Annotated in this window: 5 protein-coding genes and 1 pseudogene; 1 reads left to right on the forward strand and 5 read right to left on the reverse strand. The window is 70.6% G+C overall.

The genetic code is table 11. The annotated features are described in order from the left end of the window. Positions 1 to 465, reverse strand: coding sequence for a MarR family winged helix-turn-helix transcriptional regulator (locus tag ACFV1J_RS01785; protein ID WP_385855207.1), 465 nt, complete (start codon positions 463 to 465; stop codon positions 1 to 3). 91 nt (positions 466 to 556) lie between these two features. Here ACFV1J_RS01785 and ACFV1J_RS01790 point away from each other — a divergent pair, with 91 nt between their 5' ends. Further along, complete coding sequence (locus tag ACFV1J_RS01790; protein WP_385855208.1) at positions 557 to 1,156, forward strand: isochorismatase family protein; 600 nt, start codon at positions 557 to 559, stop codon at positions 1,154 to 1,156. 303 nt (positions 1,157 to 1,459) lie between these two features. Here ACFV1J_RS01790 and ACFV1J_RS01795 read toward each other — a convergent pair whose 3' ends face one another. The 4 genes and pseudogenes from ACFV1J_RS01795 to ACFV1J_RS01810 all read right to left on the reverse strand — a co-directional run. After that, positions 1,460 to 17,575 carry a hypothetical protein gene (locus tag ACFV1J_RS01795; protein ID WP_385855209.1) on the reverse strand — a complete coding sequence of 5,372 codons (16,116 nt, stop codon included), beginning with the start codon at positions 17,573 to 17,575 and terminating at the stop codon, positions 1,460 to 1,462. After that, a complete protein-coding gene (locus tag ACFV1J_RS01800; RefSeq protein WP_385855210.1) occupies positions 17,572 to 17,952 on the reverse strand; it encodes a WXG100 family type VII secretion target in 381 nt (126 codons plus the stop codon). Before ACFV1J_RS01800 ends, ACFV1J_RS01795 begins: the two co-directional genes overlap by 4 nt. A 51-nt stretch (positions 17,953 to 18,003) precedes the next feature. Next, the gene (locus tag ACFV1J_RS01805; RefSeq protein WP_385855211.1) at positions 18,004 to 18,444 is read right to left on the reverse strand and encodes a YbaB/EbfC family nucleoid-associated protein; all 441 of its coding nucleotides are present in this window, start codon (positions 18,442 to 18,444) and stop codon (positions 18,004 to 18,006) included. 166 nt (positions 18,445 to 18,610) lie between these two features. Further along, positions 18,611 to 19,949: pseudogene (locus ACFV1J_RS01810) on the reverse strand (hypothetical protein); the annotation flags it as partial.

Genomic DNA, 19,949 nt, shown 5'->3' on the forward strand with positions numbered 1-19,949 from the left:
TCATTTGTGGTCGTTGGTCGCAGAAGGCAGCCCCTGACGGGCGGCCAGCCGGTCCAGCAGGCCGGTGAGTACGGCGCTCTCCGCCGCGGTGAGGTCCGCGGCGAATTCGGCGTCGGCGGACTGTGCCAGCTTTCCGCAGACGGCGAGCAGTTCCCGGCCGTGTTCGGTGAGTGTGAGCACCTGGCGTCGGCGGTCGGCCGGGTCCCTTACCCGCTGCACGGCGCCAAGCTTGTGAAGGTGGTCGGCGAGTGACACGACCAGGCTGGGCGCGACGCCCATCACCCCGGCGACCTCAAGCTGCGACGAGGCCTTCCCGGTGTCCAGCACGACCATCAATCCGACGTGTTTGGGCTTGAGTTGATGGGCCTCGATGCGGGCCGCGAAGAGATCGGTTGCCATCGCACCGAGCACGCCCAGGCGGAAAACGACGCTGGAGTTCACCTTGGGTAGAGCCACGAACAGCATGCTACAGTAGGCGAATCATTCAGAGTGTGAATGATTCGACTCGTGACTGAAAGTCGTGACTGACCGAAAGTCGTGACTGAAAGGGCCCGCCATGCTCAGCCCTGCCACCGTCCAACTGCATCTCGCCGACCTCCAGGAAGGCATCGTCGAGCTCAGCGGCACGACTCCACCGGCCACGATCAGGCGATCCGTCGGCTTCCTGGCGCAGCTGGCCCCTCTTCTGGACCTCCCGGTCACCCTCTCGGCTGCGCCACGTCCCGGCGGCCCCGCAGTCATCAAGGAGGCATCCCTCCCCGCAGCGCCCGTCTTCGTCCGCAGCGGACCGTGTGCCTGGGACGATGTGGCCACCCGTCGGGCCATCATTGGCCAGCACCGCAAGAGCCTCGTTCTGTGCGGTGTGACCAGCGAGATCGTCGTGCTGCACACGGCACTGGACGCCATCGCGGCGGGCTTTGAGGTCACCGTTCTCCTGGATGCCTGCGGTGGACTCTCGTCGCGCACCGAGCAGGCGGCCTTCCGCCAGATCGAGGCGGCCGGAGGCCGGATCACCGGCGTCGCCAGCTTCGCCTCCGACCTCGTACGGGACTTCACCACCCCGACCGGCCGTCAGGTGATCGCGGCCCTGCACGGTCTGATCCAGCAGCCCGCGACCGAACCGGCACCGCAGCGACCAGCACACGCGACGGCCTGACAGAGTCCCGGTCGACCGTGGTGATCTCCGTGTGTCGCTGTACGAAGGAAGCACCGCGCGGACATCGACGATCTCCCCGGCCTCCGGCCTGGGGCCTGCGGCCTGGTGAAGGGGATATCCCAACTGCGCGCCAATCGCCGTCGACTTGCCCCCGGCGGAATACGTCGCCGCTGCCGGCGAATGCAGGGCATGGCCAGCCCGACGGCCCCACGCGGCCAGGCACGCTCGTGTGCTCGCGTGGTTCCGTCCCCCTCAACTCGGCTCTGCATGAGGGGAGTTGCGATGCGTGCCTGGCTGGTCGACTCAATCGTCAGTGGCGGGAGGACGTGGGAGATCGACGACGATCACCACCTGGTGGAGGGCGACCACCGGGTCCGCGTCCGGCGGAGTGCCGTCGGGGAGCGCGCTACCCCGGGACTCCGTGGCGACGGTGATGTCACCGGGGTGGACGAGAGTCTCCGCGCCACTCTGCAGACTGGCCAAGTGGACGGCCACGAACGACCGGAACAGGTGGGCCACGCCTGCCGCGCGTTGCGCACCAAGTCTGATCGCCTCGCCGAAGTGTGGAATGCCCTCAAGCAGGCCGTTGGCGTGGCCGATCATCACCACCTGGGGCGGGGGGAGGTCGGACTGGACGTTGGCCACTGAGGCCCAGGCAACCTCGAAAGCGAGCCGGTTCACGATTTCCCGCTGGCCGTTCGGCGGTTCCGTCGCGTCCTGTGTGAACTCGACGCGACCGATGGCGTGTCGCTCGTACTGGTACGGGACGTCCGGGGCCACAGCCGCGTGAGTGGTCTGCACGGGCGTGTGGTGCTCACTCTGCTGAGGGGGCGCTTCGTGGGGTTCCGGCAGCGATGCCGGGGACGCCGGCGGTGTCGCCTCCGCGCTGTGCTGAGGGGCCGGCTCGCTCACGGCAGGGCTCGCCGCTGGCTGTGGGTCCTGCACCTCGCTGGTGGATTCTCGTAGTGCCGCCTCACCGCCACCGCCACCGCCACCGCCAGCGCCAGCGCCAGCGCCAGCGCCACCGCCGTCTGAATGCCGGCGAGCGGGAGATCTGATCGTGGAGTCCTCTGCGGCCGGCGGAGGGTCGCTGATGCTGCGCTGGAGCCGGGCCTGCTGCGGGGCCGCGGGGGGCGGGGTGGGGTGGACTGCGGGGGAGTCGGCCGTGGCGGAGTCGGCCGGGATGGCGTCGACTGTGGTGACGTCGGGCGGGGTGGAGTCGGCCGTGGTGGCTTCTGTCATGGGGGAGTCGGCAGTGGGCCGGTTCTCGGATACGTCGGCTGGTTCGGATGCCTGGGGGGCGTTGGGGGGCTCGGTAGCTTCCGGGGCTTCCTGGGCATCCGGGGTCTCCCGGAGCCCTGGGGTTTTCTGGTGCTCCGGGTTCTCCGGGTTCTCCGGTCCCTGTCGGCTCTCCAGATTCTCGGGAGTCCGGGAGGTCACTGGTGCCTCGGAAGCATCAGATACGGCAGATGCGTCGGATGCGCCGGATGCCTCAGGGCCCTTGGAGTGGGTCGAGGCAGCGGTGTCGTCGGCGCGGGAAGCCTCGGGTTCGGTGGTGGTGGGGGCTGTTTCCTCCGCTTCGGGTTCGGTTCTGGTTGTCTCCTCCGGCTCAGGTTCGGGGGAGTCCGTTGCTGGTTCGCTCGTGGGGGTGTGATCGGTCGGGGTGGTCGCCGTCATGGCGTCTGTTTCCTTGGCGGTCCAGTAGTAGACGTGGCCGGGTGTGGCGGCGGTGTCGCCGTAGGGCCCCTGCTCGTCGTACTTCTGCGTGATGACCCGCACGGGCTGGCGTATCAGTGCCCGCGGCCCCGTGACGGTCGTCTTGCCGGGCTCGGTGGACTCCTTGCCGTGCGGGAGGACGGGCGGTGCGAGGGGCCTTGAGGAGATGCCCGGTGCGTGCGTCACCGGAGCGTCGCTGTCGAAGGTCCGAGCCCCCTCGATCCGCAGGGCGTTGAGCGGTGCCACGGGAACGGAGACCAGCGGTTTGCCGGTGGCGATGGTGACGTCCGCCGGTGTGATGCCCCAGTTGAGCGAGGTGGTCGCCGAGGTCGATGCGTCCGGGGCGGTCGAGACGGTGATGTCGTCGCTGCCGTTCTCCCGGACGGCGATCTCCTCGGGGTCTCCGGTCGGCTCCAAGTGGAACTGGAGGCCGGTCCTGCCGTCCTGGCTCAGCGGCACGGTGCGATAGCCGTCGCCGGGGTCCTTCAGCTGGTGGAAGACGGTCGGCAGGCTCTGGGAGGACAGCACCCGGCGCAGCGGAACCTGCTGGTCCAGCGGCAGTCTCTGCTCGTCGACCAGCGGGTGGGAGGCCGCCAGCCGCGGGTCGGCGAGGAACGAGCCGATGACGCGATGCGCCTCGGCGGGACTCATCGCGCTGGTCCACTCAACGAGCCTTGACGTCGTCGCGCTCCAGATCGACGACGTGGCCGATCCCACCCGGCCCAGCACGCCGTCCGGCCAGGGACGTGGTGTGGTCAGCACCGTCTGCGCGTCGTTCAGCAACTGCACGGTTCCGTCGAAGCCGACGAAGTCATGAGCCGCCTCCAGCGCGCGCTGCCATCGCTGGCGGTCCTGCGCCGTCGCGGTGATCTGCTGGAGGCCGATGGCGGCGCCGCCGTCGTGCACCTCCGTCTCCTGCGGCTCCTGTGGCTCCTCCGGCACCTGCCGGGGTACGGCGTCGCCCGCCGCCGCCTCCGCCGCGGATGCGGTCTGTGTGAGCTCCTTCGGGACCCGAATCTGGACCCGCCACGGCGGATCGACATGCCTCGGCTGCTCGGGCAGGTTCACGAACCTGCCGTACCCGGTCCGGCGGGTCACCGTCACCTCGAAGCGCAACCGGTTGCTGAACCGGACGGTGCCGTCCCCGGACGCGGACGTCGTGTGCTCGACCTTGGTGGTGACGCCGGAACCGGCGCTCTTGCTCCGGCCACCGTCGATGCCGCCCCGGACCCCATGGGTGAGGTTGCTGAGCTCATCGACGTCCTTCGGCGTCTGGAACGACAGCCGGATGTTTCCCTCGACACCCGCGGTCCAGGACCTGCCGGAGCTGCCGCTGGCGGTCTGTTCGACGGCGACCTCGCGGCTGACGTCGGCCGCGGAGTGATCGCCTTCGTCGCGCCACTCCTCCTGTGGGATGCCGCGTACCAGGACCTGGGTGACGGTCCGCTGGGTGCGGGTCTCGTGCACGTGGTAGTCGAGGATGCCCCTGCCGACGAGATCGTCGAAGCGGGCGGAGAGGTTGTCCGGGGAGAACGTGTCGGCGAACGGCAGCGCCGCCTCCGGGACGGGATCGTTCTCGGACCGCGGTCCGCGGATCTGCCGGTCGATCTCCTGGAGTATCTCCTCGGAACCACGGATGTCGGCGATGGCACCGCCGGTCAGCCCTGACTCCAGTGCGGGAGCCCGGCGCGGTTCCGGCAGGGGGCCGAAGGGCCGGTCCTGGCCCGGGTTGCGTACGTCGTCGTCCGAGAGCAGGACCAGGATGCGGTGTTGGCTCTCGGAGGGGTCCCCGTGGGTGGTGTTGCCCTTGGCGCCGGTGAGGCGTCCCTGGACGGTGATCCGCGCGTCGGCCTCGTAGACGTGCCAGGTGCCCTCGGACGTGGTCGTGCGGGACGTCGTCATTTTCTGCTTCGTGCTGTCGCCCCTGCTGCCGCCGTACGACCCCGCCACCGCGGCGCCGCCGCGGATCTGGGTCGAGGAGAGGTCCGGCCGATCCGGGCGCGGCGCGAACCGGCCGATGTCACCGCCGATGCCCGCCCGGCCGGTCAGCGAGGTGCTGCCTGACGACTGCACCGATGTGCTGGCCGTGGTGGTCATCCGGAGTTTGCCTTCGCCGGGCAGCGTCTCGCGGTAGGTGAAGTTGCTCAGCCGGGTGCGCGCGGAGAGCCCCACCGTGGGGCGGTTGCGGCCCGAACCGACGTGCTGGTCACCGGTGTTGGCCCAGCCGTGGTGCGAGGCGGAGATCAGGCCGTGCAGTTGGTCCGCGCTGCTGAATCCGTCGAGCACCGCCCTGAGATCGGGGATGCGCTTGTCCTGGCTGCCTTGGCTGTCCTGGCCGTCCTGGCCGTTCCGGCTGTCTTGGTCGTCCTGGTCGTTGCGGCTGTTGTGTCCTACCTGGCCACTCCGGGCATCCTGATCGTCGTGGCTGCTTCGGCTGTCCTGGTCGTCGTGGCCGTCCTGGCCGTTTCGGCTGCTGTGTTCTTCCTGGCTGCTCCGGCTGTGCTGGTCGTGGTGGCTGCTCCGGACGTCCTGGTCGTCCCGGCCGTTTCGGGTGTCCTGGCCTTCGGTCTGGCCGGCGGAGCGCCCCGCCCTCTTGTGGAATGCGCTGGTGAGGGTGTTCGCGGCCTGCTGCCGGAAGTCGTCGGAGTCGCTGACGTCGCGGACCAGGTGGCGCTGCGGGAGCCGGTCCAGCTGCGGGTGTTGCGGGGGCGGGGTCGAGGAGTCCTCCGGGCGGACGAGCTCGACCGTCAGGTGCCCGCCGGCCGGGGTGACCGTCTTGACCCACTCGGCGTGCGGTGCCATCGGGACGTTCGACAGTGCGAGGGTGGGGCGGCGCTTGTCCTCGGGGCCGACCAGGACGTCGTAGGACACCGGATAGGAGTACCGGTCGCCGTCCGCCTCGACCTCGAACCTGCGCTTGACCTCCGTCTCGGCCCCGGTCGTCAGTCCGCGGGAGGGGTTGTACGTGCCCTCGGCGTTGGCCAGCAGGAATCCGCGCAACAGGTCGAAGTGGTCCGCCGAACTGCGCAGGTTCCCGCTGCCGGACGTCACGTGTTTGAGGCCGCGGGTGACGGTCCGCTGGGCGCCGGTGGTGCGGCTGCTGAGGTGACGTGCGGTGGACGTGCCCGAGCCCACGTGGTGACCTTCGTCGGCCCGGGCCTGGATCACCACCTCGTACCGGGTGCCCTTCCGCAGGGGCAGGTGGGGGCCGTCCAGCGTGATGCGGTACGTGCCGTCCAGCAACGCGCGGCCGTCGGCGCGCAGGCGTGAGGGGGCGATCTGCTGCCGCAGCCGGCGCAGGTTCTCAAAGGCCTGGGGCGGGATGTGGGCACCGGTCGCCGTACCCGGGTCCGTCAACTCCCGGGCGGGACGGGGATGCGACAGGTGGACCGCTTCCGGCGGCGGCAGAACACCCGGCGCCCTGTGCCACAACTCCCGCACGATGTGCGCCTCCAGTTCCGCTGCCCCGGGGACGTCGAGGAACGCGGTGCGCTGCGCGACCAACGGGTCGGTGAGCTGGTGCGCCGGGGGTGCGGGGGACGGTGCGGTGCGCTCGACGCCCGAGTGCTCCCCGGCCGGATGCGGTACGGGGGCCGGGGGCACGACCGGGTCCTGGTGCGGTAGCGCCCGCAGCACCTCACCCCTCAGCGGATGTTCCGGCGCGATGTCGACGGCGACGTAGTCGCTGCCCTCGGGGGGTTGTCCCGGGCGCGGTGTCGGGGCAGAACGGTCGCCGATGTCGTGGATCCGGGAGCCGTGGAGACCGTCCGGGCGCGGCGAGAAATGTGGACGGATCAGCTGCACCCGGAAGTCCACCGAGCTGGCGACGAGATCGGCCGTGCCGGCACGTTCGTGGCTCCACTCGGAGCCGACCGTGTTCTTGTCGGTGGCACCGTAGGTGAGGGTGCTGCTCACGCTGTGGCCCGCCGTGCCCGTCAGCCACCGTGATTCGCTGTCGACCGCCGACTTCCACACCTGGCCGGTGGCGCCGGCGCTCCCGGCGATGGACCAGGAGCTGTTCTCCGACCGGTTCTGGGAGTGTTCGTCCGACGACTTGTGGCCGAGCGTGGTCGTGTCGCGCACCGTGTGGAGGACGCGCGACTCCTGCGCTTCGACGGCCAGGTGCAGGTAGGCCGTAGCGCCGTCGCTGAGCTGGAGCGGCTTGGACAGCAGGCCCCATCCCGAGGCGTGCTCGAACTCGTTGATGAGGGTGGCCGGTTGGAAGAAGTCCTCGATGTCCTGATGTGCCGTTCCGTCGGGGCGGGCCTCCCGGGGCAGGGCCCGGTACACCGCGTCGCGCGCGGTGTCCAACCCGGTGACGGACACGGGGTGGCCGCTCGCGGGCCGGGGCGCGGGAACGGCGTCGGGTTCGGAGCGTACGCCCCCGTCGTTCCAGCCGGTGTCCGTCGCGATGGGGTCCCAACCGGTCCAGGTGTGCGGCCGGATGCCCGCCGGCGCCTGGGGGCGCACCACGTCCGCACGGACCGTCGCGCGGAGGGGTACGAGGTCGTCGGGGTTGGTGGGCGTGAGCGGGTTGCCCTGTTCGTCCCGCACGGTGACGTGGTAGGTGAAGTCGGAGGTGTAGCTGTCGGTCGTGCCGGTGAAGGCCACCTGGTTCGCCGTCTGCGACGTCGACGTGACCGAGGTCTCCCTGCCGTGGCTGCCACCCCCCATCTTGAGCGACGGGGAGACGAGCAGGGACAGACTGGGGGAGAGCGGGTGGGTGTACGTCGGTGCCAGGTTGAGCCCGCTCTCCGTGAAGGTCAGTGCCGTCTTCTGCGGGCTGTTCTCCATGGCGGACTCGGCCGGCACGCCGAAGCCGTCACCGTCGGTCTGCGCGCCGGCGTCGGTCGCCGGGTCCAGGCGCCAGGGCTCGGGTGTCGCCGTGATGTCGATCTCGTGCGGCCGGCCGCCCACGTACGTCACGAAGCGCCAGCCGCCGTTGACCATGCGCCCGTGTTGTTTGCGGAAGTTCGCCGGATCGAGGGCGGCGTCGAGGCTCTGCGTCACCCCGCGGTCGGCCCGGCGCACATCCAGGAGATCCTCGATGCGCGTGCGGACCTGCGCAGGTCCCGGCTCGTCGGTGATCTTCTTGCCGGAGAGGGAGCGGGTGTGCCATCCGGCGAGCTCGTGATCCGGGGCGGGGCCCGGCTGGGCATCCGGGTCGGGGTCCGGCTCGGCGTCCGGATCCGGGTCATGGGCCGGCACGGGGTCCGGGTCGGGGTCGTGGCCCGGCTCGGCAACTGGGTCGGAGTCCGGGTCGTGGTCGGGGGTCCGAGTTGTCTGCCGCAGGTCTTCGTCAGAGGCGGAGGACGGCTGGGCCTCCTGGGATTCGGACCGGGAAGCGGGCCGCTCGGCCTCCACCGGCGGCGTTTCCTGGGCCTTCTGCTCTTGCTCTTGGTGGGTGTGCTCGGCGGTCTGTGGTTCTTGGTGGGTGCGCTCGGACGTCTGTGGTTCTTGGTGGGTGCGCTGGCCCTCGTTGTCGGAGGGGTGGCTGGTGGCGGCGTCGGTGTGCTCGTTGCCGGTGTCCTGGCTATCGGTGCGCTGGCTGTCGGTGGTCTCGTTGTTGGCTTGTTGGGGGTCGGTGGCGTCGGTGTGGGGGGAGGGGGTCCGGAGGTCCCTGAGGCGTTGTTCGAGGTCTTGTAGGGAGGGCTGGTCGGGCTGGTGGTGCTGGTCGTGGGGGCTTTGAGCGGCTTCGTTTGCCTGGGTGTGGCTGTGCTCTTGGCGGTTGGTTGGAGTGGGGGGTGGGGCGTCTGTTGTGTGGGTGCTGGTTTCGGGCTGGTTTTGCTCGCTGGGTTGGGTTGGGTTGTGGGGTGGTTCGGGGTCGGAGATGTGGGAGACGTTGGAGGCGTCGGTGCTGGACGGGCCGGGTTCGAGGGCGTCCAGAAGCTGCTGGAGGTCGTACAGGTCGTACAGGTCGGGGGTCGCCCGGGGGGTTTCGTGGGGCGTGGTGGTTTGGTGTTCGGTTGGAGTGGGGGGCGAGTCGTCTGTTGTGTGGGTGCTGGTTTCGGGCTGGTTTTGCTCGCCGGTCTGGGGCTGGTTGTGGGGCCGCTCGCGGTCGGAGACGTGGGAGACGTTGGAGGCGTCGGTGTTGGACGGCCCGGGTTTGAGGGCGTCCATACGCCGCCGGAGTTCGCGCAGGGAGTGGGGCGCCTGGGGGGTTTCGTCGGGCGTGGTGGTGGTTCGGTGTTCGGTTGGGGTGGGGGGTGGGGCGTGGTCTGTTGTGGGGGTGTCGGTCTGGGGTTGGTTGTGCTCGCTGGTCTGGGGTTGGGTGTCTGTCCGTTCGGGGTCGGATATGTGGGAGGTGTTGGAGGCGTCGGTGCTGGACGGGCCGATTCTGAGGGCGTCCACACGCTGCTGGAGGATGCTTCTCTCGTGGTCCACGATGCTCGGGGGCGCGCCGAGGTCGAGAAGCTGCTGCGGGCGGGTGCTCAGTCGGTCCAGGCGGTTGCGTAGTTCTTGGTCCACGGCGGGGTCGGGGGCGGGGTCGGGGGTGCGCTCTGAGGTGTTCGGCCTCAGTCGCTCCATGCGCTCTCGCAGGGACTGCAGTTCCGGGTCGCCTGTGGTGTCGTCCGGGGTGACGTGATCGGCCGATTCGGACGGCCGGTCCTCGGAGGCGTCGTCCTGCCTGAACTCCCTGCTGGCACCGGCCTCATTGCTGGTCCCGACCTCGTCGCTGTCCTGGGCCTCACCGGTGGGCACGACTTCGTCACGGGGCCGGGCCTCGTCGCTGAGCCGTGCGGCCTCGCTGGGCTCGGCCTCATGGCTGGGACTGTCGGGTGTGGACGCGTTGCGGGCTGCGAGTAGTTCGTCGAGATCGTCGGTGCTGGGCACTCGACCGCTGACGGGCGCGGGGATGCTGGCCGGTTCGTCGTGCAGCGTCTCTTCGGGGCGCTGCGCGACGAGTTGCTGTGTTTGTTCGGAACCGGAACCGGAACTGGAACCGGAAACGGAACCGGAAGCCGAAGTGGTGCGGGGGCGCGGCCCGCGGGGTGCGATCGCGGCGTCGTCCGCGGTGGTGGGCGGCGCGCCGGACGGTGTGCTGTGCGGGGTGGGTTCGGGGCCGCCGAGCCCGCGGTACATGTGCATGATCGCGGACGAAAACGTCTTGCCGTACACCAGGCCGGTGAAGACCTCCGCCACGAACTCGCGCGGGTTGCCGCCGGCGTAGGCGCTCACCGAATGGGCGAGCTGCTGGTGGGAAGCGACCTCGTCGCCCTGCTCGGGGCGGCCGGTGAACTCCGTGAAGGCCAGGTCGTGGTACTGCGTACGGGCGTGGGTGTAGTGCAGGAAGTGGCCCAGTTCGTGCACCATCGTGCCGATGCCCGAGGGGTCGAGATCGGTCGACAGGTAGCGGTACCGGCCGTCGGCGAGCTTGTTGGTCAGCGGATTGCCGATGATGTCGGGCGAGGCGATCACCGCGTTCGGTGCGAGGTATTCAGCACGTTGCAGCCGCTCTCCGCCCGCCACGTTGATACGTGCCTGGTGGACGTCCAGGCGCCGGCCGTACTTGGGCAGGTGCAGTTCCACATCGGGAACGTGGAAGCCCGCCTTCTGCACCGTGGTCACGGCCTGGCGAAAGTTGTCGATCCGGGCCCGGACGAGACTGTCCGTGGGGTCCATGTGGACGGTCACCTGCGTGCCATGGATGTCCTCGACCACCGGTGTCAGCGTCTTGAGGTGGGCGCCGGTGTCGGACGTCGCGGCGTGGTCGGTATGGCCCGCGTTGTCGGCGTTGTCGGCGTTGTCGGCGTTGTCGACGTGGTTGGCGCGGTCGAGATAGGAGTGGAGTTCCGGGTAGAGCGTGGAGTGGGTGAGGTCGTTGACGGCCTCGTTCATCAACACCTTGATCCGGTCGGCGGATACGTCCTCGTCGACGGTCACGCCACCCGCCGCCGCAGTGTCCCGTCTGGCCGCCAACTGCCGGTTCGAGAGGTCGTCGGAAGCGAGGAGAGCCTCGGCGGGCAGCGCCCCGTGCGAAGTGCGGTCCCTGGTGAGGATGCGGTGCGCGGCATTGTTCGCCGGGTCGACCGAGTTCGGCAACCGCCGCTTCGCGAAGTCTTGCAGGTCAGGATGGATACGGGCGTACTGCTCGCGGAGCTCTGCCTGGTGCGCCCGCTCGGCGATGCGCTGGTCCAGATCGTCCATCGCGGCCTGAATGTGTGCGGTCAGGCGGTCGACCGCTGCCATACGGTTGCTGGGGCCGCTCTTGCTCGCCTTCCAGGCGTCGATGGCGTCGACGATGGCCCGCAACTGCGTCTGGTTCCCGTCATGATCGCCCTGCAGCGCCCGGCTGCCGTGCGTCCACTCGTGGACGGCCGTATCGATCTGCCGGAGAGTCTCCGACCGCCGCACCCGCGGCAGCGCCGACAGATCGTGCCAGTTGTCGATGATCTCGCGATCGGTGGCGGCCGTCACGGGCTGATCCGGCGGGGGCACCCTGGGAGCGGTCGCCGCTCCGTCGTCGGCGCCATGCGGCACCTGCACCTGCACCTGCACCTGCGACAACACACTCGACGGGCCCGCGTCCCCGAGGGGGGTGCCGAGCGGACCTTCCTCGTGCCCCACCTGCCCCACCTGCCCAACTCGCTGCGAGGGCTGGGCCTGTTCGTGGGGGGCGACGCTGTCGCTGGGTGGGTGGGGCCGGTCGTGCTCCTCCTGCGCGGTCGGTGGGTGCGGCTGGTTCTGTCGTTCCGGTGGGGAGATGGCGTCCTGGTGTCCGGGCACGGCGTGATCGGGAGAGGAGGCGGGGTGCGGGTCCTGTGAGGCCTGTGAGACCTGTGGGACCTGTGGGACGGGGTCGGTGACCGGGTCCACCCAGGTGTGCTGACGGGGAGTTGGGGGCGCAGCCGAACGCGCCGTGTGCCACCGGGGGTCCTCGGACAACTGCCGCAGTGTGCTGCCGTCGTCGTGCGGGTGCCCGGCCTCCGCGGAGGGGGAGCGGGGTGTGGAGGGTCGGCCCTCCGGACGTGTCGGCGTCTCCACGGCCGGGCCCGAGGCACGCTGGTTTTCGGGGGCAGCGGGGGTGTCACCGATCAGCGCGCCGAGCAGGTGAAGGTGACGGCTGCGGAGTCCGCCGTGCGCAAGACCGTCCGAGGCCGGCTGCTGCCAGAAGTCGCCCATCAGGCTGCCGGTGATCTGCGGGCGGCTTGCTGCGCCGGCCTCCTGGTACTCATCGCGAAGACCGAGCTGGTGTGCCAGCTCGTGGGCGTAGGCGATGGGCTCGGCGTCCGGCCACCAGCTTCGCTGGTCCATGTACCGGTCGTGGCCCACCACGTCCACCGTCAGATGCGGATTGTGGTCGGTCGCCACCCGTTCCACCGTCACGTGCAGGCGGCTGCCGTCCGGAAGGTGGTAGGCGGGCCGATTGAAGAACTCCTCGACCCCCGGCTTCAGCAGTTGCCAGGGCGCGTTGGTGTCGTGTGCGCCCGAGCTGTCGCGGAAGGCGATGCGCACGGTCAGGTCGGTGACCGGTGTGTCGCCGATCCGGAACGAACGGGCGTCGAAGGCGGATCGGACCACGAAACGAGGCGCGTGGTTCCAGCCGTGGCGCGGGACGGTGGACGACGCGGCGGAGTCGTGCGTGTCGCTGGCCGCCGTCGGACGGTCTGCGGTTGGTGGGTGTTCTGCGGCTGTCGGACGGTCTGCGGTTGGTGGGTGTTCTGCGGTCGTTGGACGGTCTGCGGTTGGTGGGTGTTCTGCGGTCGTTGGACGGTCTACCGATGTCGGACGGTCCACCGCTGGCGGACTGTGGTCGGGGCCGCCTTTGAGGCGGTCGAGGCGGTTGTGTAGTTCTTGGTAGGTGGGGTCGGGGGTTTGGTGTGGTTCGGGGTCGTGCGACGTGAGTCGGTCCAGCCGCTGTTGCAGGGACTGCATGTCTCGTTCGCCCGTGGCGGGGTTCGAGCCGAGGGCGGATGGGCCGGTGGTGGTGCGCAATTCGTCGAGCCCCTCGGTGCTGGGCACCTGATGACGGGCGGGGGCGGGGATGTCCGCCGGCTCGTCGCGCAGCGTCTCCGAGGGACGCTGCGTGAGGAGTTGCTGCGCTTGCTCGGAACCCGACGTGGCACGGGGTCGCGGAGTGTCGGAGCCCGGTACGGAACGGGGCCGCGGCGCGTCGGAGCCCGGTTCGGTACGGGGGCGCGGCGCGTCGGGATCGTGGTGGGGGCGGTCGGTGGGCTTCGGCTCGTCGTCCCCGGCGGTGTGCGCTCTCTCCTTGTCACCGGTGGCCGTTTCCGCTGAGGAGCCGGCCCGATCACCCGGTTCGGTGCCGGGATTCCCCGACTTGGTGCTCTGCTCGCCCTGCCGGGTGTGGGGCTCGCTCGGCGAGGTGTGGGGCTCGCCCGGGTCGGGGCGGTGGTCCGCGGGCTTGGGGTCGGGGCCGCCGTGGGGCGCGGCTTCAGGAGGGGGGTCAGCGGCGGGCCGCTCTCCGGTGCCGGTGGTGATGCGGTCCAGGTGCCCGGGCGCCTCCGGTGTGCCGAGCTTGCGTCCCAATTCCTCGCGCAGTCCTCGCATCTGCTCGTCGAACGACCGGCGGTCGGACAGCTGCTGCTGGACGTCGTCGATCTGCCGACGGGTCTCCTCGGCGCTGGCCGCGTGCCCGTCGAGCAGCTGCTCGGTGCGCTGCGTGCGCAAGGCGTCCAGCTGCTCGCTCAGTGCCCGTACCTGGTCCTGACGACTCTGCTCGCGTTGGCCGAGATGCCTGTCGAGCTCATCGAGGGCGTGCCAGGCATCCTGTTCCGTGGCCGCGTCGCGGACCTGCTGGCGCAGGTGAACGGCGTGCGGGTCGTGGTCCGCGACGTGGTCCGCGTCGTGTAGGGCGTCCAGGCGCTGGTGCAGTTCCTCGTTGGAGACGGGGGCACCGATGGGCTCGTCCTTGAGGGCGTCCAGGCGCTGCTGGAGGCGTTGGTCCTCGCTGTGGTCGTGCAGCTCCTGGAGCGCCTGGGCGGCGTCTTCCGGCGTGGTGGCGCGGTCGAACTGCTGCCGCAGTTCCTGGGTTCGGTCGTCCGCGTCGTCGAAGAGGCGGTCCAGTCGGTCGCGCAGTTCCTCCGGGCCGGGGGTGGGGTCCGGCTCGGGCCCCGGGTCGTCCGACTTCAGCCGGTCCAGTCGCTCCTGCCAGTACTGCAACTCCCGGTGATCCTGGAGTTGTTCCAGGGCGTGGGCAGTTTCCTCGGCGGTCCTCGCGCGCTCGACCTGCTGCCGCAGCGCGGCGGTCTCCGGGTCGGATGCGGAGCCGGAGTGCAAGGCGTTCAGGCGGTCATGCAGATCGGCTTCCTCGCGCAGGGCGTCGAGCCGGGTACGGAGCTGGTCGGTGCGTTGCGGGTCGCTGGACGTGGCCAGCTCACGGCGTACGTCCTCGAGGTCCTGGTGGTACGGGCGCGGCGCGTCCTCGCCCGTGAGCAGCCGCGAGGGAACATGGCTCTCGACGTACGCGGAGTACTCGTTGAGGGCGCTGTCCATGAGGTCCGCGTTGCCGGTGCGCCTGGCCGTCTCGACCGAGTCGACCTTCTGTCGCCACTCCTCCCTGGTGCCGCCGAAGTCCTTCAGCCGGTCGAAGCCCGCATCGGCGTGCGCGCGGAACGCTTCGTAGCGCTGGTTGGCGGCGCTGATCTCGATGTGGTGACGGAAGTCGGTGAGGTACCGGCCTGCCTGGTCCCAGTCACCCGCGGAGACAGCCGCGTCGATGGCACCTGTGTACATGTCGCGTTCCGCCTTGGGCAGGCCGGCATCTTGTGCGGCCTGGTCGAGGGCATCGGCTCGCTGCCGGACGCCGAGGTGCGGAGAGGCGGGCATGGTGTCGGGCGGGGTGGGCGCCTGGCGCAGCGGGCCCGGCGGGGTGGGGTCGTGGGTGGGCACCGGCAGGGATTCCAACTGCCGGATCCGGTCGTCGCTGGCCTCGAATACGTGCCCGGCGTCCTGAGTGATCGGGTCTTCCGCATGCGTCGGCGCACCCGGGGCGTGTTGGGGAACGTCCGGCAGGTCCAGGTCCAAGGTGCCGTCGGCGGTGGTGCGGAGGGGTGGCGACTCGGACTGGTGCCGTTCCGTGTTGGCTGCGTCCACGTTGGCTGGTTCCGCGCCGGTTGGGTGCGTTCCGGTTGGTTCCGCGCCGGTTGGGCTCGTGGTGGTTGGGCCCGCTCCAGTCGATGCAGTGGCGGTTGGGTCCGTGCGGGTTGGTTGCGTGGCGGTTGTGCCCGTGCCGGTTGCTTCCGTTCTGATGGGGCCGGTGCCAGTTGGTTCCGTCTCTGTGGACGGCCGCGGCTGGGGTTGTGGAGCCACCTCGTCATGTCCCGGCTGTGACGGGCCGGCGGCGTTCGCGCTGGGGACGCGTTGTTCCTGCGGCAACGACGGGGCGTCGGCCGGCGTGTGCCGGGCAGCGGTGGGGGAGTTGCCGGGCGGTGTGTCGCCGGTGCTGGTCGTGAAGGCGGAATGCGTCGGCCCCGGGGTCGCCGCCGAGCCTTGGTGGGGAGGGGGCTCCAGGAGGGTATGCGCGGGTGAAGAGGATCCGGTGGGTACGGACGCGGCGCCACCGGGCTCGCCGGGCTGGCTGACGGACCGGGGGGCCTCGCCGGGGAGGAGTCCGCCGGAGGCGGTGGGCGGGGCGGAACGGCCGTCGGCGAGGTTGGCGGCCTGCGTCTCCGTTGCTGGCCTGGCCGTTGGCGCCTGGTTCGCTGGGACCTGGTTGGCTGGTGCCTGGTTGGCTGGGACCTGGTCCTGCGTGGGGTGCGGTTCGCCGGTACCGGTGGTGGTGCGGGCACTCGTTGAGGTGTCGTCGGCCACCGTATGTGTGAGGGCGGCATCGGCGCTGCTCTGCTGGTCATGCGGCGCCTCGAACTCCCGCAGGCCGGACGGCGTCGGGGAGCTGTCAGGGGCGGCCTGGCCGGGGTGACTGCCTTCGCCCGTGGACGAGGCGGGGGCGGAGGCAGCGGGACTCGTCGAGGCGTCGACGGGCTGCTGCGTGGCTGCCGTGCCGTCCCTTCCGTGGGCGGCAGATCCGGCCGCGCTGGCTGCTCCGGCCGTTTCGGTTGCTCCCGTTGCTCCCGTTGCTCCCGCTGTTCCGGCTGTCCCGGCCGTTTCGGTTGCTCCGGCCGACCTCGCGGCTGGGGCTTCGGACGGTGTCTCGGCGGTGTGTCCGGTGGATGCGCTCGTGCTGGGGGCTGATGTGGTGGAGGTGGTGTGCTCGGTGGGGGAGTTGGCTTCGGCGGTGCGGGTGGCGGGTGCTTCGGACTCGGTGGCCCGGGCTGTGGTGGCGTCGGACGCGGTGGTTCGGGCCGTGTTGGCCTCGGACTCGGTGGTCCGGGCTGCGGGTGCGCCGGTTTCGCCCATGGAGGTGGTGGTGGCGCCGGTTTCGCCGGTGGACGAGGCGGTGGTTTTGGTCTCGGCGGTGCGGGTCGCGGGTGTGTTGGCTTCCCCCGCGGACGAGGCCGTGGTCGCGCGGGTTTCGCCTGCGGACGAGGCGGTGGTGGTGCTGGCTCTTCCCGCGGACGACGTTGGGGTGGCGCCCGCTTCACCCGCGGACGAGGCCGTGGTGGTTCCGGGCTCGGCGGTGCGGGTGGTGAGGGAATCGGTTCCGGGTGCCTCATGGGTCGCCGCGGAGCCGTCTCCGGTCGTTCCAGATACAGCGCCAGGCTCCCCCGTTGCGGATCCCGCGCCGGTCTCTCCCGTTCCGGACCCCGCGCCGGTCTCTCCCGCTCCGGGGCTTTCGAGGGGTGCCCGAAGCGTTGTGGAGGCGTCGCCTTCGCTGACAGTCGTAAGGTCGGTGGGGAACGCACCGGCACGTTCTTCGCGACCCGCTGCGTTCGAAACGTCGCCCAGCGACGGCTTTTTGATGTCGCCGACGTCGGGGACGTGGGTGTCGGGGGCCGACGGCGCGCGCAGGTGGAGATCATCGGTTTCGGTGTGCTCCGAGCCACCGAACCTGCGGCGGCCACCGCCGCCGCCGAAGGCGCCGATGATGCCGGCGGTGCCCGCGAGACCGAGGTCGCTGTGCCCCCCGAGAGCCTTGTCCGTCACTACTGTGGTGACGATCCCGGAGGAGCCGCCGATCAGGCCCTTGCCGACGAGGGAGCCGGCGAACTTCGGGGCGACGACCTCCCCGACCCCGGAGAACACGCCGCCGATGGCTCCGCCGATCGCGCCGCCTTCCAGGGCCTGAAGGGTGTTCTCCATGCTCCACTTGGTGCGGTCGCCCTTGAGCATCTGGATGCCCTGGATCACCGCGTCCATGCCGACCATGAAGCCGACCCCGCTGGCGATCGAGACCAGCAGCCGCTGCAACAGCATCTTCACGATCGCCCGGACCCCGGTGACCGCGGCGGGAATCGCTTCCGGTGCCCAGAAGGCCAACTGGGCCAACTGGTATGCCAACCAGACCAGTTGGACGAGGATCATGTATTTGGCATAGGCGATCTGCACTCCGGCGTTCCTGCCCAACTCGCCGAGCTGCCCGGCGGCTTCGGCCATGTACGGCAGGTTGGTGCCGAGTTGCCGCGTGAAGCCCTGGAACTGTTCGGCGACCGAACCGCCGAGGTTCTCCAGTACGCCGCTGGCCGCGGGGCCGAGCTCGTGCGTGACGGCGACCAGCTGCTGCGCGGCGTCGTCCCACGCCGCGCCGAGGCTGTGCAGCTTGTCCTCGTCGCCTTTCGGCCAGTTCTGGCCGACGGCCAGGCTGGCCACCCAGCCGAGTTCCGGAGGCAGATCGATGCTCATCGCTTGGTGGGCTTCGCCTTGGGGTGGGTGCCGCCCTCGGACGGGTGGGGGCTGCTGGGGGACACCAGTCGGTGCACGGACGCGATGTTCTCGTCCTCCAGTTGTTGGAAGCGCTTGGCCATGGTCTCGATGCCTTGGCCAGTGCTGTGCAGTACCTCGGTCATATCGGCGGTGCTTTTGATGATCTTTTCCTTGGAGGGGGCGTACTGGTTCAGGAACTCCCGGCCGCCGGCGTCGTCGCCCCAGCATGCGCCGAGCGTGCTGAGCGTCGCTTCGAGGCTGGAGCCGATGCCGCGGAGACGTTCCGTCACCTCCTGGAGGTAGGGAATCTGGTTGTGCAGCCCCTCGGGGTTGACCGAGAACCTACGGTCGGACATGTGCTCCTCCTGAAGTGTCGGTGGGTCGGCTCGCCGAGTGGGCGGATCCGCTCATCGCGGACCGCTGCCCGGGTGGTCCGGGCGGCCGTTCTCGATGTAGTCGCGTACGGAGTCGGGCGCGTCGGGCTCGTCGGCAAGCAGCGCCGACGGATCGGCCTTTCCCTGCAACAGGTCGGCGACGCTGGTACCGGGCGGCAGCCCCAGTGAGGTCAGTTCGCCGGCCGCCTCCAGGGCGCTGGCCCGTGCCTGGCGGATGGTGGCAAGGAGCACGTCGGACAGCTCCTTGGGGGGCAACCGGTGGTACGCGCCCGTGGGGAACTCGATCTGTGTGACGTCGCCCTGCGCGTTCACCGTCACCTTCACGACCTTCCGGGGTGCGGTCGCGGTGCCGGTCACCGCGTTGATGCGCCGCCTGGTCTCGACGGCCTCCGCACGCTGGGTGCGGTACAGCGCCAGCAGGTCGTCGATCTCCTGGTCGTAGGGGGTGGTCACATCCGTCTCCTCATGTCCTGCTGCTGGAACTGACTGACTGTGTTCTGCTGCTGGAACTGATTGCGTGCTGCTGAAGCTGACTGCGTGCTGCTGGAACTGACTGTGTCCGGCTGGAACTGACTGTGCGCGTGCCCGGCGGGCCGGCCGGCCCGCCGGGCGATGGGCGTCACATGACTGCGCCGAACCCGTCGGACGCCGCCGAGCCCCAGGTTTGGCCGTCCTGCACCAACAGGTCCGCGATGCCGCGGCTCGGCCGTTCCTCCTCGGGCTCTTGCTTGTCCTCCGTCGTCTGCGGATCCTCTTCGGGCGCCTCGTCGGTGAGTGCCGAGGCACCACAGGCCAACTGCTCCTGGTCCAACGGGAGCGCACCGGCCGCGCCGTCGGCGCTCGTGGCGGACGCCGAGCGGTTGGGTCGCCAGGTGGACAGCGGCGGGTCGTCGCCCGTGTCCTCGGCCCGCGCTCCGGCGGGTGCGGTCGAGCCCGCGCCCTCGCCGTGCCAGGTCCCGTCCTCCGCAGTCGCGTATCCGGGAGCGAGGGGCTCGGCCTCCTCGTTGTCCGGCACGGTCCACAGCAGCGGGACGAAGGACGCGCCGGCGCTGTCCCAGGCGGCGGTGTCCTCGGCCTCCGCCGCGGCCGTCGGCGCGACGCCGACGCGGTCCGGCAGGTCCGGTTGGTCTGGCAGGTTCGGTTGGTCCGGCTCTACGGCGCGGGGCTCCGCTGCGGGTGTGGGCTCCTCGGTGGCGGCGGCGCTGGCGACAGGGTCGTCGGCGGGGTCGTCGACCTGGGCCGGGGGCGCCGGTTGCTGGGCCTCCTCGCCGTGGGCCACCGGGCCGAGGGCAGCGCCGACGGTCTCCCCGTGCGCATGCGGCCGTACGGCCGGCCCGTCGCCGGGGGACTCGGACTCCAGGCGCCCGGCAGAGAGCGCCGCATCCGGTCGCCTGGCCGCAGGCACTCCCGTGACGCCCTCCGCAGTCGCCCCCGTGACTCCCTCCGCAGGCACTCCCGGCACGGCGTTTTCGCCGAGCGCGTGCTCTGCTGCGGCGACCGACCGGTCGCCGGACGCCTCTGCCTCTGCCTCTGCCTGAGCCTGTGTCTCTGCCTCTGCCTCCGCCTCCGGCAGTCGTGGGCGGGCGTCCGGCACCAGCAACTCCGAGGCGCTGGACCGGTCGGTCTCCCGGCCCGCTCGGGGACCGCCGACAGCGGACGGCAGCATGCCCGGTGCCCCCGGGCCCTGCGTCGTCCCCACCACCGGGGGCACCGCCGACTCCGGCGCGATGGGCAGCCCGTCGGAGCCGATCATCACCGCGTCGGGCAGGGCCTCGCCCGGCGATGCGGACGGTAGGTCGAGGGTTTGGCCGCCGGGTGTGGTGCCGTGGTGGGTTTCGGGGGTGCCGGTGAGGTCGGCGTCGTCGGTCCAGGGTTCGGTGTGTTGGTCGAGGAGGCCGGAGGCGTCGCTGCGTTCGGGTGTGCCGTGGGGCGCGGACGCGCCGCCCATGCCGGGCATC

The organism is Streptomyces sp. NPDC059649 (assembly GCF_042734445.1).
In the GTDB taxonomy this organism is placed as follows: domain Bacteria; phylum Actinomycetota; class Actinomycetes; order Streptomycetales; family Streptomycetaceae; genus Streptomyces.

What these genes read in the sequence shown, in the direction of transcription:
- ACFV1J_RS01800 (WP_385855210.1), bottom strand. Translation starts at nt 17,952, where the DNA reads ATGTCCGACCGTAGGTTCTCGGTCAACCCCGAGGGGCTGCACAACCAG.
- ACFV1J_RS01795 (WP_385855209.1), bottom strand. Translation starts at nt 17,575, where the DNA reads ATGAGCATCGATCTGCCTCCGGAACTCGGCTGGGTGGCCAGCCTGGCC.
- ACFV1J_RS01790 (WP_385855208.1), top strand. Translation starts at nt 557, where the DNA reads ATGCTCAGCCCTGCCACCGTCCAACTGCATCTCGCCGACCTCCAGGAA.
- ACFV1J_RS01785 (WP_385855207.1), bottom strand. Translation starts at nt 465, where the DNA reads ATGCTGTTCGTGGCTCTACCCAAGGTGAACTCCAGCGTCGTTTTCCGC.